We start from the raw sequence: 21,286 nt of genomic DNA on the forward strand, positions 1-21,286 counted from the left end.
AGGAAAAGAACTCATCTGTTGTGAGTTCTTTGAAAATTAGACGTTCTTAGTGAATGGTTATTTTCTATAAAAAATCCGCCAGGATCTTCTTCCTAGCGGATTTTTATTATTTATCAAACATCAAAACTATTTTTCTCTTGAGTATGACTTAACATCTGCATCAATTTCAGCAATAAAGTCATCTAAACTCTTAGAAATTTGTTCTTCAGTACCGTAACGACGAACATTAACACCATTTGCGTTCATTTCTTCGTCACCTAAAACTAAAGTATAAGGAACCTTTTGAGTTTGTGATTCACGAATCTTGTAGCCAAGTTTTTCATTTCTGTGGTCTACTTCGGCTCTAAATCCACGCTTAGCTAATTCAGCACGAACCTTGTCAGCATATTCACCGTGGGCTTCTTCGTTAACTGGAATAATTTCAGCTTGAATTGGAGCAAGCCAAGTTGGGAATGCACCCTTGTAAATTTCAGTTAAGTAAGCAATGAATCTTTCCATAGTACCAACAATACCACGGTGAATCATAACTGGACGGTGTTCTTCACCATCTTGACCCACATAAGTTAAGCCAAATCTTTCTGGAAGCATAAAGTCAAGTTGGATAGTTGACATAGTTTCATCATTACCCAAAGCAGTCTTAGTTTGAATATCAAGTTTAGGACCGTAGAATGCAGCTTCACCTTCTGCTTCAACGTAGTCAAGACCAAGGTCATCCATAGCTGCCTTAAGCATTGATTGAGATCTTTCCCACATTTCATCATTTGCGTAGTACTTGTCAGTATTCTTTGGATCACGGTAAGAAAGTCTGAAGTAGTAATCAGTAATATCAAAGTCCTTGTAAACATCCATGATTAACTTCAAAACCTTAGCAAATTCTTCACGAATTTGATCAAGTGCTACGAAAGTGTGCCCATCATTCAAAGTCATTTCACGTACACGTTGTAAACCAGATAAGGCACCTGATTTTTCATATCTGTGCATCATACCTAATTCAGCAATACGGATTGGCAATTCACGGTATGAACGAATGTGGTGCTTATAAATTTGAATATGTGAAGGACAGTTCATTGGACGAAGTTCAAGCATTTCGCCATCACCCATGTCCATTGGTGGGAACATATCATCTCTATAGTGTGCCCAGTGACCAGAAGTCTTGTAAGCATCTACGTTCATTAAAACTGGAGTATAAACGTGTTCATAACCGTCAGCAACTTCCTTATCCACAATGTATCTTTCAACAACGCGGCGAATAGTAGCACCCTTTGGCATCCAGTAAGGAAGACCTGCTCCAACTTTAGGATCAACAAAGAATAAATCTAAGTCTCTACCAATAGTTCTGTGGTCTCTTTCTTTAATTTCAGCACGACGCTTCAAATCTTCATCTAAGGCAGCCTTCTTAAAGAATGCAGTACCAAAGATTCTTTGAAGCATTGGGTTAGAAGACTTACCTAACCAGTATGCACCTGCAACTGATAAAAGCTTAAAGTTCTTAATCTTACCAGTGTTTGGCAATAAAGCATCAAAACCAAAGTCAACAAAGTCACCTAACTTGTAAACTGCAACTTCGTCTTTTTCATCTTTCAAAAGATCTAATTTGAATTGGTCATCTTTAAAGATTTCTTCCAATTCACTCTTCTTCATTGAAGTATATTCAATCTTTTCACCATTCTTGATGGCTTTTTGCATTTCTTTTTCAAGTTCTGGTAATTCTGTGATCTTAATTTGATCTTCTTTATCAGTATCTACAAAGAAACCACCTTCATCGGCTTCGTGCATCCCTAAACGTAATTCTGGGTATTTGCGCTTAGCAACAGCTTCAAGTAAGAATGCAGCAGTGGCACGTAAAATATCTAAGCCTTCTTCGTCTTTATCAGTAATGATAGCTGCTTCTACGTCTTCATCGACAACATAGTCTAAAGGCTTCATTACGCCATTAATTTTTGCACCAACAGCAGCTTTTCCTAGAGAAGTAGCAATTGAAGATGCTAGTTCTTTAACAGAAACTGCCTTGTCAAAATCTTTCTTTGAGCCGTCTGGCAAAGTTACAGAAAAACTCATAAATTTTTACCTCCAAATAAAAAATCCCAGCACTAAAAATAGTGCTGGGACGTTAAAATACGTGGTTCCACCCGAAATTCGAACTAATTGTCAAAAACTAGTTCCTCTAAAGGTCGTTAATGGTACCTAGCCAAATTATAAAAATTTCAGGAATGAAATTGGGGTCTTCTTCTAATCAGGAGCTTCCAGAACTAGGCTCCTGTCTCTGAGTTGAAGAAAATCATGTCTTTCATTGACTTTCATTATACTAGCTCATCGAACAGATGCAAGAGAAATTTTAAATTAATTTCTACGATTTTTACCACCAACAAAAACTTCCTTACTTAAAAAGCGAACCCGCTCCATTAATCGTCTTGCCTTAACTTCATCGACATTATTTCTAGTTTCAGCAAAATGATCTGTTAAATCATCCATAGTCATATTTGAACTAAAGAAAGTGGGTAAAACATTATCCATTCGCTTTTGTAAAATTACGCCTAAGACGTCATCGCGTGACCATTCACTTAATGTCTCTGCACCAATATCATCAAAAATCAAGACCGGAGCTGAAGCAATACGATCAATTTCATCATTTAGACTATTATCTTGGAAATGGCTACCTAGACTAGCGATAAAAGAAGGCACATGCAAAAATACCACGCGACTTCCTTGACGAGCAATTGCATTTGCTAAACCAGCTAAAATATAAGTCTTTCCGACTCCAAAATCACCAGTCAAATATAAACCTTTTAGATGTTTATTCTTTCTAAAGCTAGCCAAAAACATAGCTACTTCATTTAAAGCACTATCACGTTCAGGAGTTGAATCAACATTCTCTAATTCAACATGACGAAGCTTACCGGGTAAATCAATTAATTCAATTCTACGCTCTGCTCGCATCTTAGCTTCTGAATTTAATTTAGCTTCAGTTGGAACATAAGTAATGTCTATTACTTTTCCATTAAGAAAGAGTCTTGGCGTATATCCTTCCATTACCGGATTCGGCGATTCAATTTGTTCAACATAGTTAAAAATTGTAGGAAGTGAAGCCTGGACAATTTCTTTATTTAATTTATCTTTATTTTGCGCAAGAAAAGCTTGGACACTAGGATGCTTTATTGCTGTTTTAGCAATCTTCTTACCATCTTCGCCCAATTTTCTTTTCTTTATAATACGTGTAATTACTTCAGAAATATCTTCCACCAGTACAACACTTCCTATTCATTTTTACCAAACTCACGGAAAATTCGATTTCTTTCTTCAGCAGACATTGTAGTTTTCTTAGTTTGATTCTGTTTTTCATACTTCGACCAATCAGTTGTTTTACGAACTGTCTTTTTCGGAACACTATAATACTGACGATTGCGTTTATTCTTACGCTCCTTAAGATAAGCAATTGCCTCGGTTGGTGTAGTAATCCCTTGTTGAAGCCAATCATTAGCAATACGATCAGCTAAGTTATTGTTTAAAACTGAATCATATTCAAAACAAGTATGAACAATTAAATTAATTAAAGGCGGCGTTAGTCCCATTTGATCTTGCAAACGGAAGATAACTTTCTTTTCATTAGCAGTTACATAACCGCCCTTTTTCTCCTTTAATTCATACAAATAATCTGTCGGCACTTTACTATCTACTGCTCGAATTAAATCCGCATCGGTTTTAGATAGATTCTTAATTGCTTTTTCAGCATTCTTTGGCGCTTGTCGCAATTGCTTTTTAACCATTTCTTTATTACGGTTGAGACCAAAGTTTTCATTAACAGCATTTTGAATTGCATACATGTTCAGCTTTTCTGAACCAGCTGACATAGTAATTAAAGCAGTGTCTACAAATTCTTGTTCAGTTAAGTGGTAAAAATCAATAATTTGTTTAATTTCTACCTGATGCCTTAAAACTTCTTCTTTCTTGATATGGTAACTCTCAAATAAATCAACCAGAAAGCTCCAATCAATTTTTACTGGCTCATTGCCTAGTTTTATTTCTCCCTTAGCTTCTTTAGGGACTTCACTTGCGGCTTCTTTAACTTCAACTGGTGCATCGATTGCATTCTCAGCACTTAAGTGAAAAACATCAAAAAATCCACTCGTAACTTCTTTAGCATCCTTTAAACTAGCAAAGATCCGTGGAGTAAATTTTTTCACTAACTTATTAAAGGCTACAGTACCCACTCGCTCTAATAATAAACTTGAAAGTAAAAAGGTATGAAAAAATTCGCCTGCTGAAGGAACTTTCTCCACTTCAAAAATTAAAACTTCTCCTAAAACAGGATTCGAACCCAAAAATGTCTTAACTAAACCAGTTGCTTCTAAATGATGCAGTGTTGAAAACAGATCTTCTAATTTCAGGTTCGTCTGATCTTGAAGTTGATATAAGGTTTTATAATCTTTAGCAAAAGGGACCTCATCAAATTCCTTAGTCAAAGTTATATATAGACCAACCCCCTGTATTCCAACAAGAGGCTCAAAAAGAGTCGTTAACACTCTGATATTCTCTTCATTAATAGCAACTTGATTAGCTACATAAAAAGGCTGCTTAGGATCAGCACTTTCAAACACAGGTTACCTACTCCTTATCATGTTTAGCCATCATATCTTCCATGGCTTCCATAAATCCTGAGACATCTTTAAATTGACGATAAATACTTGCAAAGCGAATGTAAGCCACATCATCTAAATTAGCTAACTCTTTCATTACCAAGTTACCAATATCTTTAGATGAAATTTCATTAAGACCTTGTTTTCTAATTTCATTTTCGACGTGGTCTACCAAAGTATCTAGTTGTTCGCTTGAAATTGGTCGCTTCTGGGCAGCCATCATTACACCATGCAAGATCTTATCACGGTTAAAGGCCTCACGGGTGCCGTCATTTTTAATTACTAATAAAGGTGAACGTTCCACTCTTTCAAAAGTTGTAAAACGAAAACCACAATTTTCACATTCTCTACGTCGTCTAATTGCTCTATTTTCATCGCTTGGACGAGAATCAATTACTCTTGAAGCATTCTTGTGACAGTTTGGACATTCCATTTTCTCTACCTGCCTATCTCTTGTAATAAATCAGATAATTTTTTCTCTAAGTCACCTATTGTACCAGTATTTGCTACAACGTAGGTAGCTCTTTTTTCTTTCTCTCTTAGTGGCATTTGATTATTAATTCTAGCTAACGCTTCTTTTTTAGTAAAATTATTTCTTTTCATTAAACGCTTAATTTGCAACTCAGGTGAAATAGAAATAACTAAAACCCCATCACATAAGCTTTCAAAGCCTGATTCAAACAGCAAAGGAACATCAATCACAACTAATTTTTCTTTTTCTAAGCTATAGTGCTCCATTTGTCGTTTAATTTCTTGATGGACAAGTGGGTGCGTTAAATCATTAAGCTTTTTTAGTTTAGCTTTATCATTGAAAACTATTTCGCCTAACTGACGCCGATTAATTGTTTGATCATCATTGAGGATATTAGTTCCAAAACAAGCAACTACTGCATTATAGCCACTTTGACCTACTTCCATTATCTGGTGCGCAATCAAATCTGAATCAATAATTGGAATATTTTTCTTTTTAAAAAAGTCATCAGCTGTACTTTTACCACTGGCAATTCCACCAGTTAAGCCTAAAAAATATGTCATTTGTATAACACCTGACAATGCGGACAAAAGGTCGTGCCGCGTCCGTTTACCTTAATCTTTTCTAAAACTGTGCCGCAATTACTGCACTCTTCACCAGCATGTCCATAAACTTGTAACATATTCTGGTAGCCACCAATATCACCATTTGCATCTAAATATGTATGAACTGTCGTGCCGCGTTCCTTAGTTGCAATAGTAATTGTCTGGTTAATATTGTGATATAAATCTGCCACCTTATCAGCGGGAATCGATTTTGCACTGCTTAAAGGATGAATTTTACTTTGCCAAAGGACTTCATCAACGTAAATATTTCCTAATCCACAGACTATCGTTTGATCCAAGAGAGCATTTTTAATATTCTTCTTTTTTCTACTTAAAGCGTCAGTAAAATATTTTAAATTAAATTCAGCAGTATTAGGTTCCGGTCCCAGATGCCTAATTCCAGTAGTCTGTCTTTCAGTACCAGTTTCTACCAAGTGCATCCTGCCAAACTTTCGCACATCATCATAGCGTAAGGCTGTCCCATCTGTAAAAATAAATTCTACATGCTCATGCTTTCCTTTAGGCGCATCAGGAGTTACTAAATGGTACTTTCCTTCCATTCGTAAATGCGAAACCATCGTTAGATCATCGTTGAACCTAAAAAGTAAATATTTACCATAACGATCAATTTTTAAAATCTTTTTATTAGTTAGTTTTTTTATAAATTCATCTGGATCGTTAACTACAATCTTAGGATACCAGAGAATAATCTTAGCAATTGTCTTGCCTTTAACTAGAGGCGTTAGCGTTCGTCTAACTGTCTCAACTTCTGGCATTTCTGGCATTAAATCACCTACTTTTATTTAGCATCATACCAATTATGACCCCAGTTAGAATCAGCAATTAATGGCACATCTAATTTTACTGCTGATTGCATAACATCTGGAACAATTTTCTTAATCGTATCTAGCTCTTCTTTTGGTACATCAAAAATTAATTCATCGTGCACTTGTAAAACCATTTTAGTCTTTAAATGAAGTTCATCAAGTTTTTTCTGCATATTGATCATTGCAATCTTAATAATGTCAGCTGCTGATCCCTGAATTGGTGAATTGATTGCAGTTCTTTCTGCAAAACTTCTCACATTAAAGTTCTTTGAATGGATATCTGGTAAGTAGCGTCTTCTATGCATAATTGTTTCTGCATAACCGTTCTCACGAGCTTTTTTAATCGCTTCATCCATATAATCCTTAATTTGTGGATATTGTTCAAAATAGTTTTCAATAAAAGTCTTTGCTTGTTTGCGGCTAATGCCTAAATTCTTAGATAAGCCATACTCAGAAATCCCATAAACGATTCCAAAGTTAACTGCCTTAGCATGTCTACGCATTAAAGGCGTTACTTCATCAGGCGAATCTAAGTGGAAGATCTTCATAGCGGTGTGAGCGTGAATATCGTAGCCAGACTTAAACGCCTCTTGCATATGTTCATCCCCAGAAACATGAGCTAAAACTCTTAATTCAACCTGTGAATAGTCACAAGAGAAAATATAGCCATCCTTAGTTGACGGAACAAAAGCCTTTCTAATCTGCTTTCCTTCATCAGTTCTAGTTGGAATATTCTGTAAATTAGGATCTACTGAAGAAAGACGACCTGTTGCAGTCAAAGTCTGTAAATAACGAGTATGTATTCTGCTATCAGGCTGAATACAATCAAGTAGCCCTTTAACATAAGTATTTTGAATTTTAGCAATTTGACGGTAGTCCAAAATTTCTGAAACTATTGGGCTCTTCATCTTCAATTGTTCTAATACCTCAACAGATGTTGAATATCCGGTCTTGGTCTTTTTAATTGGTGGTAAGTTTAGCTTTTCAAAAAGAATGTGACCTAATTGCTTAGGTGAATTTAAGTTAAACTCTTCACCAGCTTGTTGATAAATTTTTTGCTCTAATTCTTGTAATTTAATGGCGAATTCATTACCAAGTTGATTCAAAACTGATGCTTCAACCTTAATCCCAGTAATCTCCATCTTTGCCAAAACAAAAGCAACCGGAATTTCAATTGTTTCATATAAATCATCTTGTTCATGATCTTTTAATTTTGCAAGAAGCGGCTCTTTTAGCTTTTCAATTACAGCAACCTTAGCTGCTAAATGCTCAAAGAATTCATCATCTTCAGGTACAGCCTGCTTTTTACCCTTACCATAAATTTCAAGATCAGTTTTTACTGAATAATCATCATATAGATGAGCTACTTCGCCGAGATCGTTAGAATTATTTTCATTATTAACTAGATAAGAAGCAAGAAGCATGTCATAGTCTAAGCCTTCTGACTTAATATCTAATCGATGTAAGCCAACATAGGTTCTTTTAATATCAAAAACATTTTTCTTGATATCTTTATCTTCTAATATTTGACGAAGTGGGGCTTCTTGCAATAAAACTGCATCTTTAGAAACGTAAATCTTATTGCCAACTTTTAATGAAAATCCTTCAATTGGAGCTAAGTGATAATTATCCCCAAGCATTGCTAAATAGAAAGTTACTTCTTTTTCATTAATTTTTTCTAGTTCAACAATATTTTCTTTTGTTAATTCAAGATATTCATATTTTTCAATTTCTTGTTTATTGCTATCAGTACCAGAGGTACCTAATTCAGATAGAAATTTCTTAAATCCTAATCGCTCATATAAATTACGCAGATCTTCAATGTTTGGATCTTGAAGTTTAGTATCAGCTAAAGTAATTTCAACAGGAGAATCGCGATCAATAGTTGCTAATTTTTTAGCTAAAAATGCCTTATCTTTATCATTGATTAAATTCTCTTTTAACTTGGACTTCTTCATTTCATCCACATGTTCGTAAAGTTTTTCAACTGAACCATACTTTTGAATTAAGCGTGAAGCAGTCTTAGGACCGACCTTTGTTACACCTGGATAATTATCAGAATTATCGCCCATTAATGCCTTCATATCAATGAACTCTGTCGGAGTAACACCATTAACTTCTTTCATATGTTCTGGAGTGTATGCTTCAGTATCACCGACCCCATTTTTAGTGATTAATACAGTAGTTTTATCAGAAGCAAGCTGAGTTAAATCACGGTCTCCGGTAACAATATCAACTGTATATCCTGCATCCTCTCCCATTTTCGAAAGAGTCCCAATAATATCATCTGCTTCATAATCTTTTAGTTCGTAACTTTTTATTCCTAAGTCTTTAAGCAATTCGCGAATTACAGGTAATTGCTCTGATAATTCACTTGGAGTCTTTTGTCGACCACCTTTATAGTCTTGATACATTTTAGTTCTAAAAGTAACTTTTCCTGCATCAAAGGCTACTAATACATTAGTCGGCTGAGTCTGCTTTATAATTGCATCTAGCATATTTTTAAAAGTAAAAATTGCATTTGTATGCAAACCGTCTGGACTAGTAAAACGGTCAAGTTGACGGTATAAAGCATAAAAGGCACGAAAGGCCACTGAATTCCCGTCAATTAAAAGTAATTTCTTTTGTGCCATATTTTTCTCCTTAAATAAAAAAACTGTCAAATTAGTCTCTTAACTATTTTAACAGTTTTTCTTATTTGATTTAATTATCTACATTCTTTTAGTCATTAAATACTAAAAGCGATTATTTTTGTCTCTACATCTTCCTTATAAGTAACTATTCGCTTTTATTTGCTTGGGTAAACTTAAGAAAAATAGCAATAATAATCAAAACAAGAACCAGTAAGAAAATATAAGCTAAATGTGTACCATGAGCTGTTGGAATTGTGCCTTTTGAACCAGCATTTCTTTGCGCAAATGCTACAAAAGCAGCAGTTGTTGAAGTACCAACCGCACCAGCAAATTCTTGTAAAGTATTTAAAATTGCATTTCCTTGAGTTACTTCACTTTTTTCTAGATTGTCTAATGCATCTGTCATAACGCATCCCATCATCATTCCCATTCCGCCCATATAGAAAATATAGACAAATAGAATAAGAAGATTACTTAAGCGACTTGTAAAAATGGTAAAGATAAGTAGCTCTAATAACATGAAACTAGAACCAATTAAAATTGGTCTTCGTGCACCATACCGGTCTAGCAAACTTCCTCCAAAAGGTGCTAAAAATGCACCTGCAAAACCTGCTGGTAAAACGACTAATCCCGCAATCAAAGCAGAATTGCCATTAACTAATTGAATATAGTTTGGTAATAAAAACGCATTTCCTAACGAAATGATCTGTATCAAGAAAAAGCCCACAGCATGAGCTGCAAAGAACTTATTTTTGAACAAACTTAAATCTAAAATCGGATCATTAATTTTTCTTGAACGATAAATAAGCAATCCTAACGAAATTAAAGCAATCAAAATAGCGCCTAAGCAATCAAGTGCCAAATAATTACCAGTACTTAAATTACTGAATCCTAAAATCATCCCGATAAAGAAGACAGCTATCAATACAATACTCAAAAGGTCAAACTTAACTTCACGCAATTCTGATTTTTGTTTAATTCCTACAATACCAAGTACTAAAGAAATTAAAATAAACGGAATCATAATGTAAAAGATCCAGCGCCAACCTAAATGAGTTACTATTAACCCACCAAAAGTTGGGCCTAGAGCTGGCGCAATACCGGTGATCATATTTCCAACACCCATCATTACCCCGACTCTACTCTTTGGAACCTGCTCCATAATGATATTAAACATTAATGGTAGAGCAATTCCCGTTCCTAATCCTTCGACAATTCGTCCCAATAATAAAAATTCAAAATTAGGCGCACACGCTCCGATAATCAAGCCACTTAAATACAGCAAATTAGCTACAATAAACAAACTTTTTGTCTTAAAGCGCGTCTTCAAATTTGCTGACAAAGGCACAATAATCGATATCGTCAGCAAATAGATTGAAGTTAACCACTGAACTGTATTAGTGGTCAAATTAAATTCTTTCATCAAAGTCGGAAAGGCAATATTCATTGAAGTCTCAATAATTACACCACTAAAGGAGAGAATACCTGTCGCAAAAATTGCTGCTAAAACATGTTTAGGTATCTTTTCTTTAACCATTTGCTCTTCCTTCCTTAATATTTTCTAGAAATAATGTAATGGTATCAAGATCAGATGACGATAATTTTCCTAGAACTTCTTCATTATCTTGTTTCATATATTGCTTAATTTGGGGCACTAATTCTAAAGCAGATTCAGTCAATTGCGCATGCTTTTTTCGCTTATCTTTGGCATCGTCAATTCTAATAACTAGCCCACGTTTCTCCATCCGTTGAAGCATGATTGTAGTTGTCGATCTCTTAATATTAAATTCATGCTCAATTTCATTTTGCGAAGCAGTGTTATCTTCATGATTAGATAAAAAATCAATCACTGACATTTGTACTCCAGTTACGCCTAAACTACTTGCAAAAATTTCACGTTCCCGATCAATCTGAGTAGCTGCTTGCTTAATTAACTTTTTCAGAGGTTCCATACTATCTCTTCTTATTTGGTTAGTTGTCTAACTAATTCATTATAAAACAAAATAGTTAGATATCAAACAGATTTTTAGGACAAAAAAAAGAATCACATCTCTGCAAATGTGATTCCTTTAAACAAGACTCTAAGCGAAAACAAATTATGGGGGAAAAGTTTTTATTTAGATTCTGCTTTTTTCGTGAAAATAGTTACTTTTTGTTGATAGTCATCTATCAACAAGTTTAAATTTTGTCGGCCCTTCCATTGTCCATAGCCAAAGACCGACATGCCCAAAGCTCCTAATACAAAGAGGACAATTCCTGCAATAAACAACCAAAGAGTTTTAGCATGGAAGTAATAAATTAATACAACTCCAATTGCACTAATCATAAAAAACAAATTAAACCAAGATTTCAAATTTTTTAGCATCTTTTTTTGATAATTAACTTCGTTAACATAGCCTTTTCTTAACTCTTCAATTGTCATTATTAATCTCCTCCAAGCTTTTAATTAGTATGATAAACCTGGGTTGAAGAAGCCAACTAGTACACCTAAGAAGGCAACTCCAATTAAAATAATCATTGTCCAAATAGCTGAAACATGTTTCTTAGCCATTAACCACCAACATAAGAAGGTAACAATAACGGTAAGTAAGCCAGGATAAATATTATCAAGCTGCTTTTGCAAGTCCATAAATACACGACCACTTGAGTCACGTAATTTCAATGATGTTGTAACACTTACCCAACTTGCAAGAACACCACCAACTACCATTCCACCAACAATAGAAATAGCTTTACGAATTGCTTTACCTTGAGTACCGACTAAGATATCAACGGCTTTATCACCTAACTTATATCCACGGAAGTATAAGAAACGTTGACCAAAGTAAGCAATTAAACTCCAAGCAATAATGTAGAAAATAGCACCAACTGGTGAACCATTTCTTGACATCCCTAAGGCAATACCTAAAAGAATAGGGATTAAAGTACCATCAATCAATGAGTCACCAATACCAGCAATTGGTCCCATTAAACCAGCACGCATGTCGTTAATAGTTTCACCATCAATACCCTTGCCGTTTGCACGAGCTTCTTCCAAACTAGCAGTAGTACCAATAATAACTGAACCTAACATAGGGTTAGTGTTAAAGAAAGCTGTATAAGCATGAATATTTTCTTGTTGCTCTTTCTTATCTGGGTACAATTCCTTAATAATTGGCAACATTGAAGCTAAGTATCCAAATGTCTGCATTTGTTCTTGTGAGAAACATGTTAATGCTCCCCAGAACCATAAGTTAAAGGATTTATTTAATGTTTTGTGACTAATCTTCTTTTCATCCATTTTAAATATCCTCGTCTTCCTCATCGTCATCATCTGTCGTTGTATTTGTATTAGTTGCTGCTGGAGCAGGCTTTGCTTTTGTCATTTCAATTTCGTACATAATTACAGCGAATAAGAGAGAAACTACAGTGATTGAAACTAAGTTCAACTTCAATGAAGCAGCTAATGTAAAACCAACTAAAAATGGAATAAAGTCTACTGACTTGTTAACAATCTGACGGAGCAAAATAGCAATACCAACACATGGAAGCATGGCACCAACAGTAAACAAAGTTTTCATTGGAATACCATCCATAGGAAGGGCGTTACGTAAGGCAGTAACACCTTGTGCTCCAAAGTGAGTCATTAAAACAGTTGGTAAGAATGAGAAGATTAAGTGTGAAACCCATGGCCAACCAAAGTTGACTGCATATAATCTATCTAATTTATTATTTTCAATATCTTTCCAACCAAATGATTGCCAAACCAAGTTAAGGAATGCAACTGAGTAAAATAGAACTGAACCGATAGTACCAACTAAAGTACCTAGTGACTTAGCCATGTTAGCAGCTTGACTGCTGAATGGACTTAAGCCTCTAGAACTAATAGCAACCATTGCTAAAGGAATACCAATATAAGAAATAGCACGAACATCGGCTGAAACAGTACCACCTGGTGTTACCAAAGCAATGTAAACAAGTTGTGTAGCAACACCACAAGCAATACCTAATGGAACATTTCCCATTACAATTCCACAAATTAATCCTCCAACTAATGGACGACCAATCATGTAGTTACCAATGGCTTGACCAGCCATACAAGAGTTTGAACATAAACATGCTAATAGGCCAAATATACAGGCTTGTAACCAACTTATCGTCATTTTTTTACCTCTTTTACCTATACTTATTACTTATTTTTTAATAACCAAACTTACCCTTGAATTTATCCCAGTAACCAATTTGCTTATCAGGAAGAAGTGCAAAGTGAATCTTGTATCCCTTGTCAGCCATTGCTTCAAAGGCATCTCCTTCTTCTTGAGTAAATGATTGGTTGTCGCCTAACTTAATAGCACCTGGACGATCATTACCTGGTCCAACGATTACTTCATCAACATCGCTTGGCTTAAATCCCCAGTCAACTAAGATAGTCTTCATATCAAGAGGATTCTTAGTAATCAAAAAGTAACGTGTATTTGAAGCTAAAACTTTATCTTGAACCTTCTTAAAGTGTTCCATAGTCCAAACAAAACACTTTTTGCCCTGACCTTCAGCTGCTGACTTGTAAGCTTCCTTTAAAATAGGATTATCATGAGCTTTATCATTTACGGCAATAATTCCATCACATGGAACTTCTTTTGCCCAACGAGTAGTAATTAATCCATGGATCATACGGTCATCAATTCTAACAAGTGATACAGTCATTTTTATTTCCTCCTAAATATCATCATCATCGTCTGAACTATTATCTGGTGTAATTTCGTATTGCTTTAATGCTTGCTTGGCTTCATCTAAAGCATTTTTTGCAATATCTTCTTTACTCATTGTGTCTAAAGAAACAGTTGCAGTTAAAGCCATGGTGAAATTCATGCCACCCAGAACGACACTTTTATCCATTAATCCTCTTTCAGAAAAGACGCTTAAAAATGTAGTTAATGGACTTCCACCAATAATATCGGCTAAAATTATAAATTCATCTTCTGAACTAAATTCATGCTTATCAAAGAAATCATTGACCTTTTTCTTAAAATCGCCAGCTGATTCTCCGTTATATAGGCACGATGTATGGACTCGCTCGATTGCATCTCCAGCAAACATGTCTAAGGAAGTCTTGAGTCCCTCCGCAAATTTACCATGAGAAACTAAAATCAAATTTTTCACTTTTACACCCCTTCTCGTAATTACAGTTATAATTTATCATTATGAAAGCGTGTGCATAAGTGTCAAATGTAATCGTTTTCTATATATTTAACATGATATTTGTCACATTTTTACTGCTTAACTTATTTTTAAAATTTTTATAAAATATGCATAATACAACATGTTTAATAAAGAGTGTAATAAAAGGGTTAAAATGAAAAAAATATATGCAGTAAGTAAAATAATCTTTCCAATATTGATCATTGGGATAATTATCTATCTCTTCTATGCCCAGCCATTTGGTCACAAGCCATTAAGATTCGGCAGTACCTATATGACAATGAATAACGATTTTTATCAAACACTAAATGAGCCAATTGCTAATGAAATTGACGATAAAAATGACATCCTTTACAGCAGAAATCCAGAACTGAGCGTTAATAATCAAGTTACCGAAATAGAAAATTTTATTAAAAGCGATGTTAAGGCCATTTTTATCAATCCTGTTGATGGCACATCCCCTAAGTTAATTAAGGCATTAAAAAAAGCCCATCAAGCGGGCATTAAAATTATCGTCGTGGATAGTCAAATCAAAGATTCAACTGATTATGTCGACTGCACTATTCGATCGAATAACTATCAAGCTGGAGTTCTTTGTGCAAAAGAACTAATGGCAAATCAAAAAAGTGCTAATATCCTTATTTTGCAGCAACCAACTGCTATTTCTGTTGTTGATCGAATTAAGGGATTTGAAGATACAATTAAAAATAATAAAAATTTCCATATTGTAGATAAAATCAATACTACTGGGCAATCGGAAAACAGTTATCCTAAGGTTCAAAGGTATCTTAAACAGGGGAAAAATTTCGACACAATTATGTCGCTAAATGATAAGACCGCTGTCGGAGCTTTAGCAGCTATTAATTCTATTAATGAAAACAAAAAATTTTCTATCTATAGTATTGATGGTTCAGAAAATATCAAAAAGATGATTAGTAATAAAAATTCTAAAATTAAGGCCACTGTCGCTCAATCACCTCTTCAAATAGGAAAAGTTGCCGTTAAGGTCGCTTATAAGCTCGTAAACCATCAAAAAGTTCCAAAAGAAATCATCCTGCCAGTCAAGCTCATAACATCTAAAAATATTAAAAAATATAATATTACGGGGTGGCAATAATGAAGTTTAAATATTTAGTAACTATGCGTCACTTTATGGTGACTTTAAATTTTATTATCATTTCTTTTATTGGAGCCCAGTTTCTCTTAATTACCCAATATATTCTTAATCATCAATTAAGTTCCGAGCTTTTATCTACTTTAGTACGCGTTCCAGATTCTCCCATAATTTTATTTAGTGAATGCATTATTTCTTATAGTTTGTTAGTTCTAGTGATGTATCTTCTTTATCATCATCATTTTTCTACTCAAAATACACTTTTATTACTTGTGCTTGAATTTATTCTTGCCTTTGTTATCTTTTTCGCAGTTAGAATGAACTATAATGGTATTTTTTTACTAGTTTTTATCGACTTATTATTAACTTATAGAAACTTACCTACTATTCAAAGCTACTGTTTTTGGGGAATTTCAGGAATAATCTTTCTTCTTTTATTTTCTTTTTCAAATTATTCTCTTTTGGGTGTCTTCTTTAAAATGCCTAGTTTAAATACTTATCTAGATTTTCTTCCCATTCAGTTTCGCTCAATTCTTGTTTTCTTTAACAATTTTCTTGTTTCATTAAATCTAATTACATTTATTTGCATTTGTCTTGGCTACGTAATTTATATTTTAAATCGAACTCATGTAGTTCAATCAAAATTGCATAGCATGCAAAAAGCTAACGATGAACTTAAAAGCTATGCAGCAATGTCTGAAAAAATTGCTCAAGATCATGAAAGGAAAAGAATCGCCCGTGATATTCATGATACAGTCGGCCACACTTTAACTGGAGTGGCTGCAGGAATTGATGCTGCCATGGTATTAATTGATATCAATCCTGAAGCAGCTAAGAATCAACTGCAAAAAATATCTACTGCAATTAAGCAAGGATTAAAAGAAGTAAGGCAAGTTTTAAATCAGCTACGTCCTGATGCTTTAAAGAGTTATACTCTAGAATCTGCTTTGAATAAAATGTTAAAAGAATACAGCGATATTTCTCACATCAAGATAAATTTTAATTATTCATGGGGAGAAGTAGATTTTCAAAAAACGACTGAAAATATAATTTTCCGCGTAATCGAAGAAACAGTTACTAATTCTTTACGTCATGGACATGCAACAAAAATTTGGATTAACTGCACTACTACTGATTCTTCATATATTTTATCAATTCATAATAACGGTAAAAGCGAAGCAAATATCAAGCCTGGTTACGGTATTACTCAAATGAAAGAGCGACTAGCAATTATTAACGGAACAGTTGAGTTTGATGGTAAAAAAGGTTTTACTACACTTGTAAAATTTCCTAAGGTAGGTGTTTAAAATGATTAAAATACTAATTGCGGATGATCAACAATTAATTAGAGATTCAATCAAAATTATTTTAGAAAGTAATAACGATTTTACCGTCACTGATACAGTCGGTAACGGTAAAGAAGTTTTAGATAGCATACAAAAAAATAAGCCGGACATTATTTTAATGGACGTTAGAATGCCAGTAATGGATGGAACAGTTTGTACAAAATACGTTAAAGAAAAATATCCTGATATTAAAGTAATTATTTTAACTACGTTTGACGATGATGACTTTATTTTTAGTGCCTTAAAGTATGGGGCTTCGGGCTATTTATTAAAAGGTGGTTCCCCTTCTGATTTATTCACAGCAATTCGCACTGTTGCCCAAGGCGGAGCAATGATTAATCCTGATATTACAGAGAAAGTCTTTAAACTGTTTTCAAAAATGGCTCAATCAAATTACGCTATTTCAGTTGATGATAAAGAAACAAAAGATTTTTCTAAAAGCGAATGGTGTGTAATTCAACAGGTTGGTCTAGGCTTATCAAACAAAGAAATTGCCACTAAATTATTTCTTTCTGAGGGAACTGTAAGAAACTACATCTCTAAAATATTGGAAAAGTTAGATTTACGTGATAGAACTCAATTAGCAATTTGGGCCGTTCAAACAGGTGTTACTAGTGAAAATATCGATCAGAAGTAAAAAAATATTATGTGGCATCCTACTTTTAGCAGTTGCACTATCAGCTATATTTATTTTCTTTAAGCTTAAATATAGTCGCCCTACTTTAACTATTGGAGTTTATACGGATAGCAGCTGGGAGGTGCCTAATGGGGATGCAGATTATGTTACAAAACTGGCAATCAAAAAATTCAAGAAAAAATATCCTAATGTTCAAATCAAATATGAAGCTGGAATTCGTAAAAACGACTATAATAACTGGCTAACTGAAAAGATTGTTAAGGGAACTACTCCTGATGTAATAATGTTACCTGAGGATATTTTTAACCTACTAGCTAGTAATGGCACTTTAAAATCACTAAATAGCTCTATAAAAGATGATCGTCTCTCACCTTCAACTTTCTATCGTGGTGCCTTGAAAGCTGGTCAATATCATAATATTCAGTATGGACTTCCTTACGAAACAAATCCCATGCTAATGATTGCTAATAATGATTTACTAGCTAAAAATGGCTTTTCAAATTTAAAGCAGCATCTATCTCCAAGAAAACTAAAAAATATTTGCCACACAATTAGTCTTAATAAAGATTATGCTGGTATTACATCGGACTACACATGGCAGGATGCTCAACTAGCTTATGGCAACTCAGTTTTTGAAAATTCGGCTATTAATCTGACCTCAAATAAGGCACGGTTAGGCTTTTCATTAATTGAAGATTTAACTAATGAAAATGGTTATCAATCAGTTAATTCAAATCAGTTTGATCAAGGTAGAGTTGCTTTTATGCCACTTTCATTAGCTAAATATCGTACTTATACCTCATATCCATATCATGTTGCACATACTTCTAACTTCAAATGGAAAGTATTTCAAATGCCTTCAATTACTAATGTTCAAGCAACACCGGCTGCAACTGTTTGTTTAGGGATTTCTGCTAAAACCGACCATCCCACACTTTCTTGGAAGTTCATCAAATTAATGTGCACAGACAAGGAAATTCAACAAGAAGTAATCAAGAATAGAATGGGATCTTCAGTATTGCCCAAGGTAATTAATAGTACCTACACCAAAAAGATTTTTCAAAAAGAGCAGCAAAACACCCTTACTACCCAAGAATTAGATTCAATTCTTAAAAATGTAGCTATAACGCCAAAATTTAGAAACTACGATCGACGGTCTGATGAATTGAATTATCTAATTCAAAATGCTCTTAAAAATAATCAATTAAATCTTCAACTTTTCAATATTCAACATCAAATCAATAAAAATGAATATTAACAAAAAAGCAGAGACATTTTTTGGCTAAAGAAGTTAAACCAGCTGGCGGCATTAAAACAGCAAAAAAAGAGAAACGTATTGAAACGTTTCTCTTTTTTCTATCTTCATTATTTTTAATGTAAAAACTTCATTCCGACCATAATAATACCAAGCAAAATAAATACCCAAGCAACTACTTTATTAAGCTTAGCTTCATTAATTTTATTAGCAAATCTCGATCCAATAAAACCGGCTATGACCGCACCTAACGCAATCCAAAGACCATATTTCCAATCTACATTTCCCTGTCTTGCATATCCTAATAATGACGACAAAGCTGTAATTGCCATAATAACCGTTGACGTTCCAACAGCCTGGTGCATAGGATAATGTAGAATAAATATAATTGTAAGCAGAACCATTACTCCGCCACCAGCACCAACTAAGCCGCTGATAATTCCAATACCAAAGCCTAATCCTAGAAGCGCCATTGTTTGAGCAAATTTTGACTTAAAATGTACTCCCTTATTGGTATCAAAACTTTTATTCTTTTTTCTTAACGTAGCAATACCAGAAATAATCAACATAATTGCAAAGATACCACTTAACTTTGTATCAGAAATTAAGCCGGCCCAGTGACTTCCGAGTTGTGCTCCAATAATTGAACCTACTGTAATCCAAATGCTAGCCTGAAGCCGTATATTTTTATGTTTTATATACTCAATCGAAACTACAATGCTGGTAATTACATCTACTAGTAAGCTTGTTCCAATTGCTAAGTGAGAATTAATTCCAAACAACAGCGTTAAAGCCGGAACTACAATCGTAACACCACTTGCCCCAATTAGACTTGTTATGGTCCCTGTTACTAAACCAATACAAATTATCTCTATAATTGCTAAAATTGACATACTGCGCCTCATTTTATAAACAGATGCTTTTCTTAATTTTATTGTATCCCTCTTTGTTCATCATGCAAAAAATTAGCGTAACAAAAACGCCCAACCTAATAAGTTGAGCGTAAATTTTAATTAAAGTAATTTTTCATATGCATCTTCGTACTTAGGAATGTCACCAGCACCCATAAATACAACAACTGCATTTTTATGCTTAGTTAAGTCCGCAATATTATCTAAGTCAATTACTTCCGAACCAGGAATATTTTTAACCAAGTCTTCACTTGAAATATCCCCACCAGCTTCACGAGCAGAAGCATAAATTGGGGTAATATATGCCTTGTCTACATCACACAAAATCTCTTCAAAGTCTTTTTGATATTTCTTAGTTCTTGAGAATGTATGTGGCTGGAAGACTACAACCAATTCTTTATCTGGGAATTTTTGACGTGCGGCTTGAATAGTTGCGCGCATTTCTGTTGGATGGTGAGCATAGTCATCAATCACTGAAACATCGCCGAAGTCTTTTTCAGCAAATCTTCTCTTAGCACCTTTGAAAGTAAGCAAACCATCCTTAATGTCTTTCATTGGGACCTTTTCGGTGTAAGCGACCGCAATTACAGCAGTAGTATTTAAAATACTATGGTCACCGAATAAGTGTATTTCAAAACGGCCTAAGTCCTTACCATGAGCTAAAACATTGAATTTAGAACCAGTAGTAGTCTTTTCAATGTTTACTGCTTGGAAGTCATCAGTGTCTTTAAAGCCGTAAGTGTACTTAGGAATATCAGTCTTTAAGCTTTGAAGACGTTTGTCATCTCCCCAAACAAAGAGAGCTTTCTTAGTTTGATCAGCAGCAGTTTGGAAAGCGCTGGTATAGTCGTCTTGATCTTTAAAGTAGTCTGGGTGATCAAAGTCTATGTTAGTCATAATTTGGTAATCTGGGTGATATGCCAAGAAGTGACGACGGTATTCATCTGCTTCGTAAACAAAGAAACGAGAATCAGCAACACCTTTACCTCGTCCATCTCCAATAAGATAAGAAGTAGGTGCAACTTCACCTAAAACGTGTGATAAAAGGCTTGTAGTTGAAGTCTTACCATGAGTACCAGAAACACCAATTGAAGTATGCATTTGCACAATCTCTTCAACAGTATCCGGATAGCTTTGCCATTCAACATCCTTATCTAGGCAAGTTGCTACTTCTGGGTTATCTTGCTTAAATGCATTTCCCTTAACAATTACTTGTTCATCATTACTCTTAATATTTGCTGGATCAAAATCTTTTACTTCAATACCAGCCTTTTCAAGTGGAACTTGTGTAAAAGTATACTTTTCAATATCTGAACCAGCAACGTTATAACCTAAGTCATGTAAAACCAAGGCTAATGAAGCCATACCAGTTCCCTTTATACCAATGAACCAAATTTGTTTGTTTTTGTCTAACATATTATTAATATCTCCATTGTTTATGCCAAAATATTCGATTTAATTCTACCATTTTTAACACAAAAAAAGAACATAACCCAATGTTATGTTCTAATTTAGAAAGCAGTAAGCTCATCCTTGCTCCCTGCTATCTTTATTTTTGTTAATTTTAACAAAATTACTTTTCGGACCCTAAAATATTAAGCAGTTTCAGATCATCAATTCAACGTCCTGGCCTTCTTATGTGGGCGACAACCCAAAATGATAATCATCAAAAAA

At 34.3% G+C, this 21,286-nt stretch carries 20 protein-coding genes; 4 read left to right on the top strand and 16 right to left on the bottom strand.

Annotated elements, in window-relative coordinates:
• Positions 1-126 precede the first annotated feature (126 nt).
• From thrS to QM512_RS06120, 14 genes are all read right to left on the bottom strand, one after another.
• Complete coding sequence (thrS, locus tag QM512_RS06055; protein WP_282804890.1) at positions 127-2,058, bottom strand: threonine--tRNA ligase; 1,932 nt, start codon at positions 2,056-2,058, stop codon at positions 127-129.
• 282 nt (positions 2,059-2,340) lie between these two features.
• Positions 2,341-3,240, bottom strand: a complete 900-nt coding sequence (gene dnaI, locus QM512_RS06060) for a primosomal protein DnaI (RefSeq protein WP_282804891.1) — start codon at positions 3,238-3,240, stop codon at positions 2,341-2,343.
• Between the two features lie 14 nt (positions 3,241-3,254).
• Positions 3,255-4,595 carry a DnaD domain protein gene (locus tag QM512_RS06065; protein ID WP_282804892.1) on the bottom strand — a complete coding sequence of 447 codons (1,341 nt, stop codon included), beginning with the start codon at positions 4,593-4,595 and terminating at the stop codon, positions 3,255-3,257.
• A 7-nt stretch (positions 4,596-4,602) separates the two neighbouring features.
• A complete protein-coding gene (gene nrdR / locus QM512_RS06070) occupies positions 4,603-5,067 on the bottom strand; it encodes a transcriptional regulator NrdR (protein WP_003646909.1) in 465 nt (154 codons plus the stop codon).
• 5 nt (positions 5,068-5,072) lie between these two features.
• Positions 5,073-5,669, bottom strand: a complete 597-nt coding sequence (coaE, locus tag QM512_RS06075; protein ID WP_282804893.1) for a dephospho-CoA kinase — start codon at positions 5,667-5,669, stop codon at positions 5,073-5,075.
• Complete coding sequence (mutM, locus tag QM512_RS06080) at positions 5,666-6,496, bottom strand: DNA-formamidopyrimidine glycosylase (protein ID WP_282804894.1); 831 nt, start codon at positions 6,494-6,496, stop codon at positions 5,666-5,668. The genes coaE and mutM overlap by 4 nt, the downstream gene beginning before the upstream one ends.
• Positions 6,497-6,510: 14 nt before the next feature.
• Positions 6,511-9,171: a DNA polymerase I gene (gene polA, locus QM512_RS06085; protein ID WP_282804895.1), complete on the bottom strand. Its 2,661-nt coding sequence runs from the start codon at positions 9,169-9,171 to the stop codon at positions 6,511-6,513.
• A 145-nt stretch (positions 9,172-9,316) separates the two neighbouring features.
• Positions 9,317-10,708 carry a DHA2 family efflux MFS transporter permease subunit gene (locus tag QM512_RS06090; RefSeq protein WP_282804896.1) on the bottom strand — a complete coding sequence of 464 codons (1,392 nt, stop codon included), beginning with the start codon at positions 10,706-10,708 and terminating at the stop codon, positions 9,317-9,319.
• Positions 10,701-11,123, bottom strand: coding sequence for a MarR family winged helix-turn-helix transcriptional regulator (locus tag QM512_RS06095; RefSeq protein WP_282804897.1), 423 nt, complete (start codon positions 11,121-11,123; stop codon positions 10,701-10,703). Before QM512_RS06095 ends, QM512_RS06090 begins: the two co-directional genes overlap by 8 nt.
• A gap of 161 nt (positions 11,124-11,284) precedes the next feature.
• Entirely contained in the window at positions 11,285-11,593 is a 309-nt protein-coding gene (locus QM512_RS06100; RefSeq protein WP_282804898.1) for a DUF202 domain-containing protein, read from the bottom strand.
• Positions 11,594-11,617: 24 nt separating this feature from the next.
• The gene (locus tag QM512_RS06105; RefSeq protein WP_282804899.1) at positions 11,618-12,451 is read right to left on the bottom strand and encodes a PTS system mannose/fructose/sorbose family transporter subunit IID; all 834 of its coding nucleotides are present in this window, start codon (positions 12,449-12,451) and stop codon (positions 11,618-11,620) included.
• Position 12,452: 1 nt separating this feature from the next.
• Complete coding sequence (locus tag QM512_RS06110) at positions 12,453-13,313, bottom strand: PTS mannose/fructose/sorbose/N-acetylgalactosamine transporter subunit IIC (RefSeq protein ID WP_282804900.1); 861 nt, start codon at positions 13,311-13,313, stop codon at positions 12,453-12,455.
• 37 nt (positions 13,314-13,350) lie between these two features.
• The gene (locus tag QM512_RS06115) at positions 13,351-13,854 is read right to left on the bottom strand and encodes a PTS sugar transporter subunit IIB (protein WP_282804901.1); all 504 of its coding nucleotides are present in this window, start codon (positions 13,852-13,854) and stop codon (positions 13,351-13,353) included.
• 12 nt (positions 13,855-13,866) lie between these two features.
• Positions 13,867-14,310: a PTS sugar transporter subunit IIA gene (locus QM512_RS06120; RefSeq protein WP_282804902.1), complete on the bottom strand. Its 444-nt coding sequence runs from the start codon at positions 14,308-14,310 to the stop codon at positions 13,867-13,869.
• A gap of 193 nt (positions 14,311-14,503) precedes the next feature.
• Between QM512_RS06120 and QM512_RS06125 the strand changes: the two genes are divergently transcribed.
• From QM512_RS06125 to QM512_RS06140, 4 genes are read left to right on the top strand one after another with little or no spacing between them, the layout of a single operon-like run.
• The gene (locus QM512_RS06125; RefSeq protein ID WP_282804903.1) at positions 14,504-15,466 is read left to right on the top strand and encodes a substrate-binding domain-containing protein; all 963 of its coding nucleotides are present in this window, start codon (positions 14,504-14,506) and stop codon (positions 15,464-15,466) included.
• Entirely contained in the window at positions 15,466-16,770 is a 1,305-nt protein-coding gene (locus tag QM512_RS06130; RefSeq protein WP_282804904.1) for a sensor histidine kinase, read from the top strand. The genes QM512_RS06125 and QM512_RS06130 overlap by 1 nt, the downstream gene beginning before the upstream one ends.
• Position 16,771: 1 nt before the next feature.
• Positions 16,772-17,446 (top strand): response regulator transcription factor, encoded by a 675-nt coding sequence (locus QM512_RS06135; protein WP_282804905.1) that lies wholly within the window; start codon positions 16,772-16,774, stop codon positions 17,444-17,446.
• Positions 17,424-18,704, top strand: coding sequence for an ABC transporter substrate-binding protein (locus tag QM512_RS06140; protein ID WP_282804906.1), 1,281 nt, complete (start codon positions 17,424-17,426; stop codon positions 18,702-18,704). The genes QM512_RS06135 and QM512_RS06140 overlap by 23 nt, the downstream gene beginning before the upstream one ends.
• 113 nt (positions 18,705-18,817) lie before the next feature.
• Here QM512_RS06140 and QM512_RS06145 read toward each other — a convergent pair whose 3' ends face one another.
• Entirely contained in the window at positions 18,818-19,594 is a 777-nt protein-coding gene (locus tag QM512_RS06145) for a sulfite exporter TauE/SafE family protein (RefSeq protein ID WP_282804907.1), read from the bottom strand.
• A gap of 120 nt (positions 19,595-19,714) precedes the next feature.
• Positions 19,715-21,028 carry a UDP-N-acetylmuramate--L-alanine ligase gene (gene murC / locus QM512_RS06150; protein WP_282804908.1) on the bottom strand — a complete coding sequence of 438 codons (1,314 nt, stop codon included), beginning with the start codon at positions 21,026-21,028 and terminating at the stop codon, positions 19,715-19,717.
• Positions 21,029-21,286 lie beyond the last annotated feature (258 nt).

It is taken from the genome of Lactobacillus isalae (genome assembly GCF_947539375.1).
GTDB lineage: Bacteria > Bacillota > Bacilli > Lactobacillales > Lactobacillaceae > Lactobacillus > Lactobacillus isalae.

Coding starts and splice junctions, on each gene's coding strand:
- mutM (WP_282804894.1), bottom strand. CDS start 6,496: ATGCCAGAAATGCCAGAAGTTGAGACAGTTAGACGAACGCTAACGCCT.
- QM512_RS06115 (WP_282804901.1), bottom strand. CDS start 13,854: ATGACTGTATCACTTGTTAGAATTGATGACCGTATGATCCATGGATTA.
- polA (WP_282804895.1), bottom strand. CDS start 9,171: ATGGCACAAAAGAAATTACTTTTAATTGACGGGAATTCAGTGGCCTTT.
- QM512_RS06145 (WP_282804907.1), bottom strand. CDS start 19,594: ATGTCAATTTTAGCAATTATAGAGATAATTTGTATTGGTTTAGTAACA.
- thrS (WP_282804890.1), bottom strand. CDS start 2,058: ATGAGTTTTTCTGTAACTTTGCCAGACGGCTCAAAGAAAGATTTTGAC.
- QM512_RS06130 (WP_282804904.1), top strand. CDS start 15,466: ATGAAGTTTAAATATTTAGTAACTATGCGTCACTTTATGGTGACTTTA.
- QM512_RS06105 (WP_282804899.1), bottom strand. CDS start 12,451: ATGGATGAAAAGAAGATTAGTCACAAAACATTAAATAAATCCTTTAAC.
- murC (WP_282804908.1), bottom strand. CDS start 21,028: ATGTTAGACAAAAACAAACAAATTTGGTTCATTGGTATAAAGGGAACT.
- QM512_RS06125 (WP_282804903.1), top strand. CDS start 14,504: ATGAAAAAAATATATGCAGTAAGTAAAATAATCTTTCCAATATTGATC.
- QM512_RS06095 (WP_282804897.1), bottom strand. CDS start 11,123: ATGGAACCTCTGAAAAAGTTAATTAAGCAAGCAGCTACTCAGATTGAT.
- QM512_RS06135 (WP_282804905.1), top strand. CDS start 16,772: ATGATTAAAATACTAATTGCGGATGATCAACAATTAATTAGAGATTCA.
- QM512_RS06090 (WP_282804896.1), bottom strand. CDS start 10,708: ATGGTTAAAGAAAAGATACCTAAACATGTTTTAGCAGCAATTTTTGCG.
- coaE (WP_282804893.1), bottom strand. CDS start 5,669: ATGACATATTTTTTAGGCTTAACTGGTGGAATTGCCAGTGGTAAAAGT.
- QM512_RS06110 (WP_282804900.1), bottom strand. CDS start 13,313: ATGACGATAAGTTGGTTACAAGCCTGTATATTTGGCCTATTAGCATGT.
- QM512_RS06100 (WP_282804898.1), bottom strand. CDS start 11,593: ATGACAATTGAAGAGTTAAGAAAAGGCTATGTTAACGAAGTTAATTAT.
- nrdR (WP_003646909.1), bottom strand. CDS start 5,067: ATGGAATGTCCAAACTGTCACAAGAATGCTTCAAGAGTAATTGATTCT.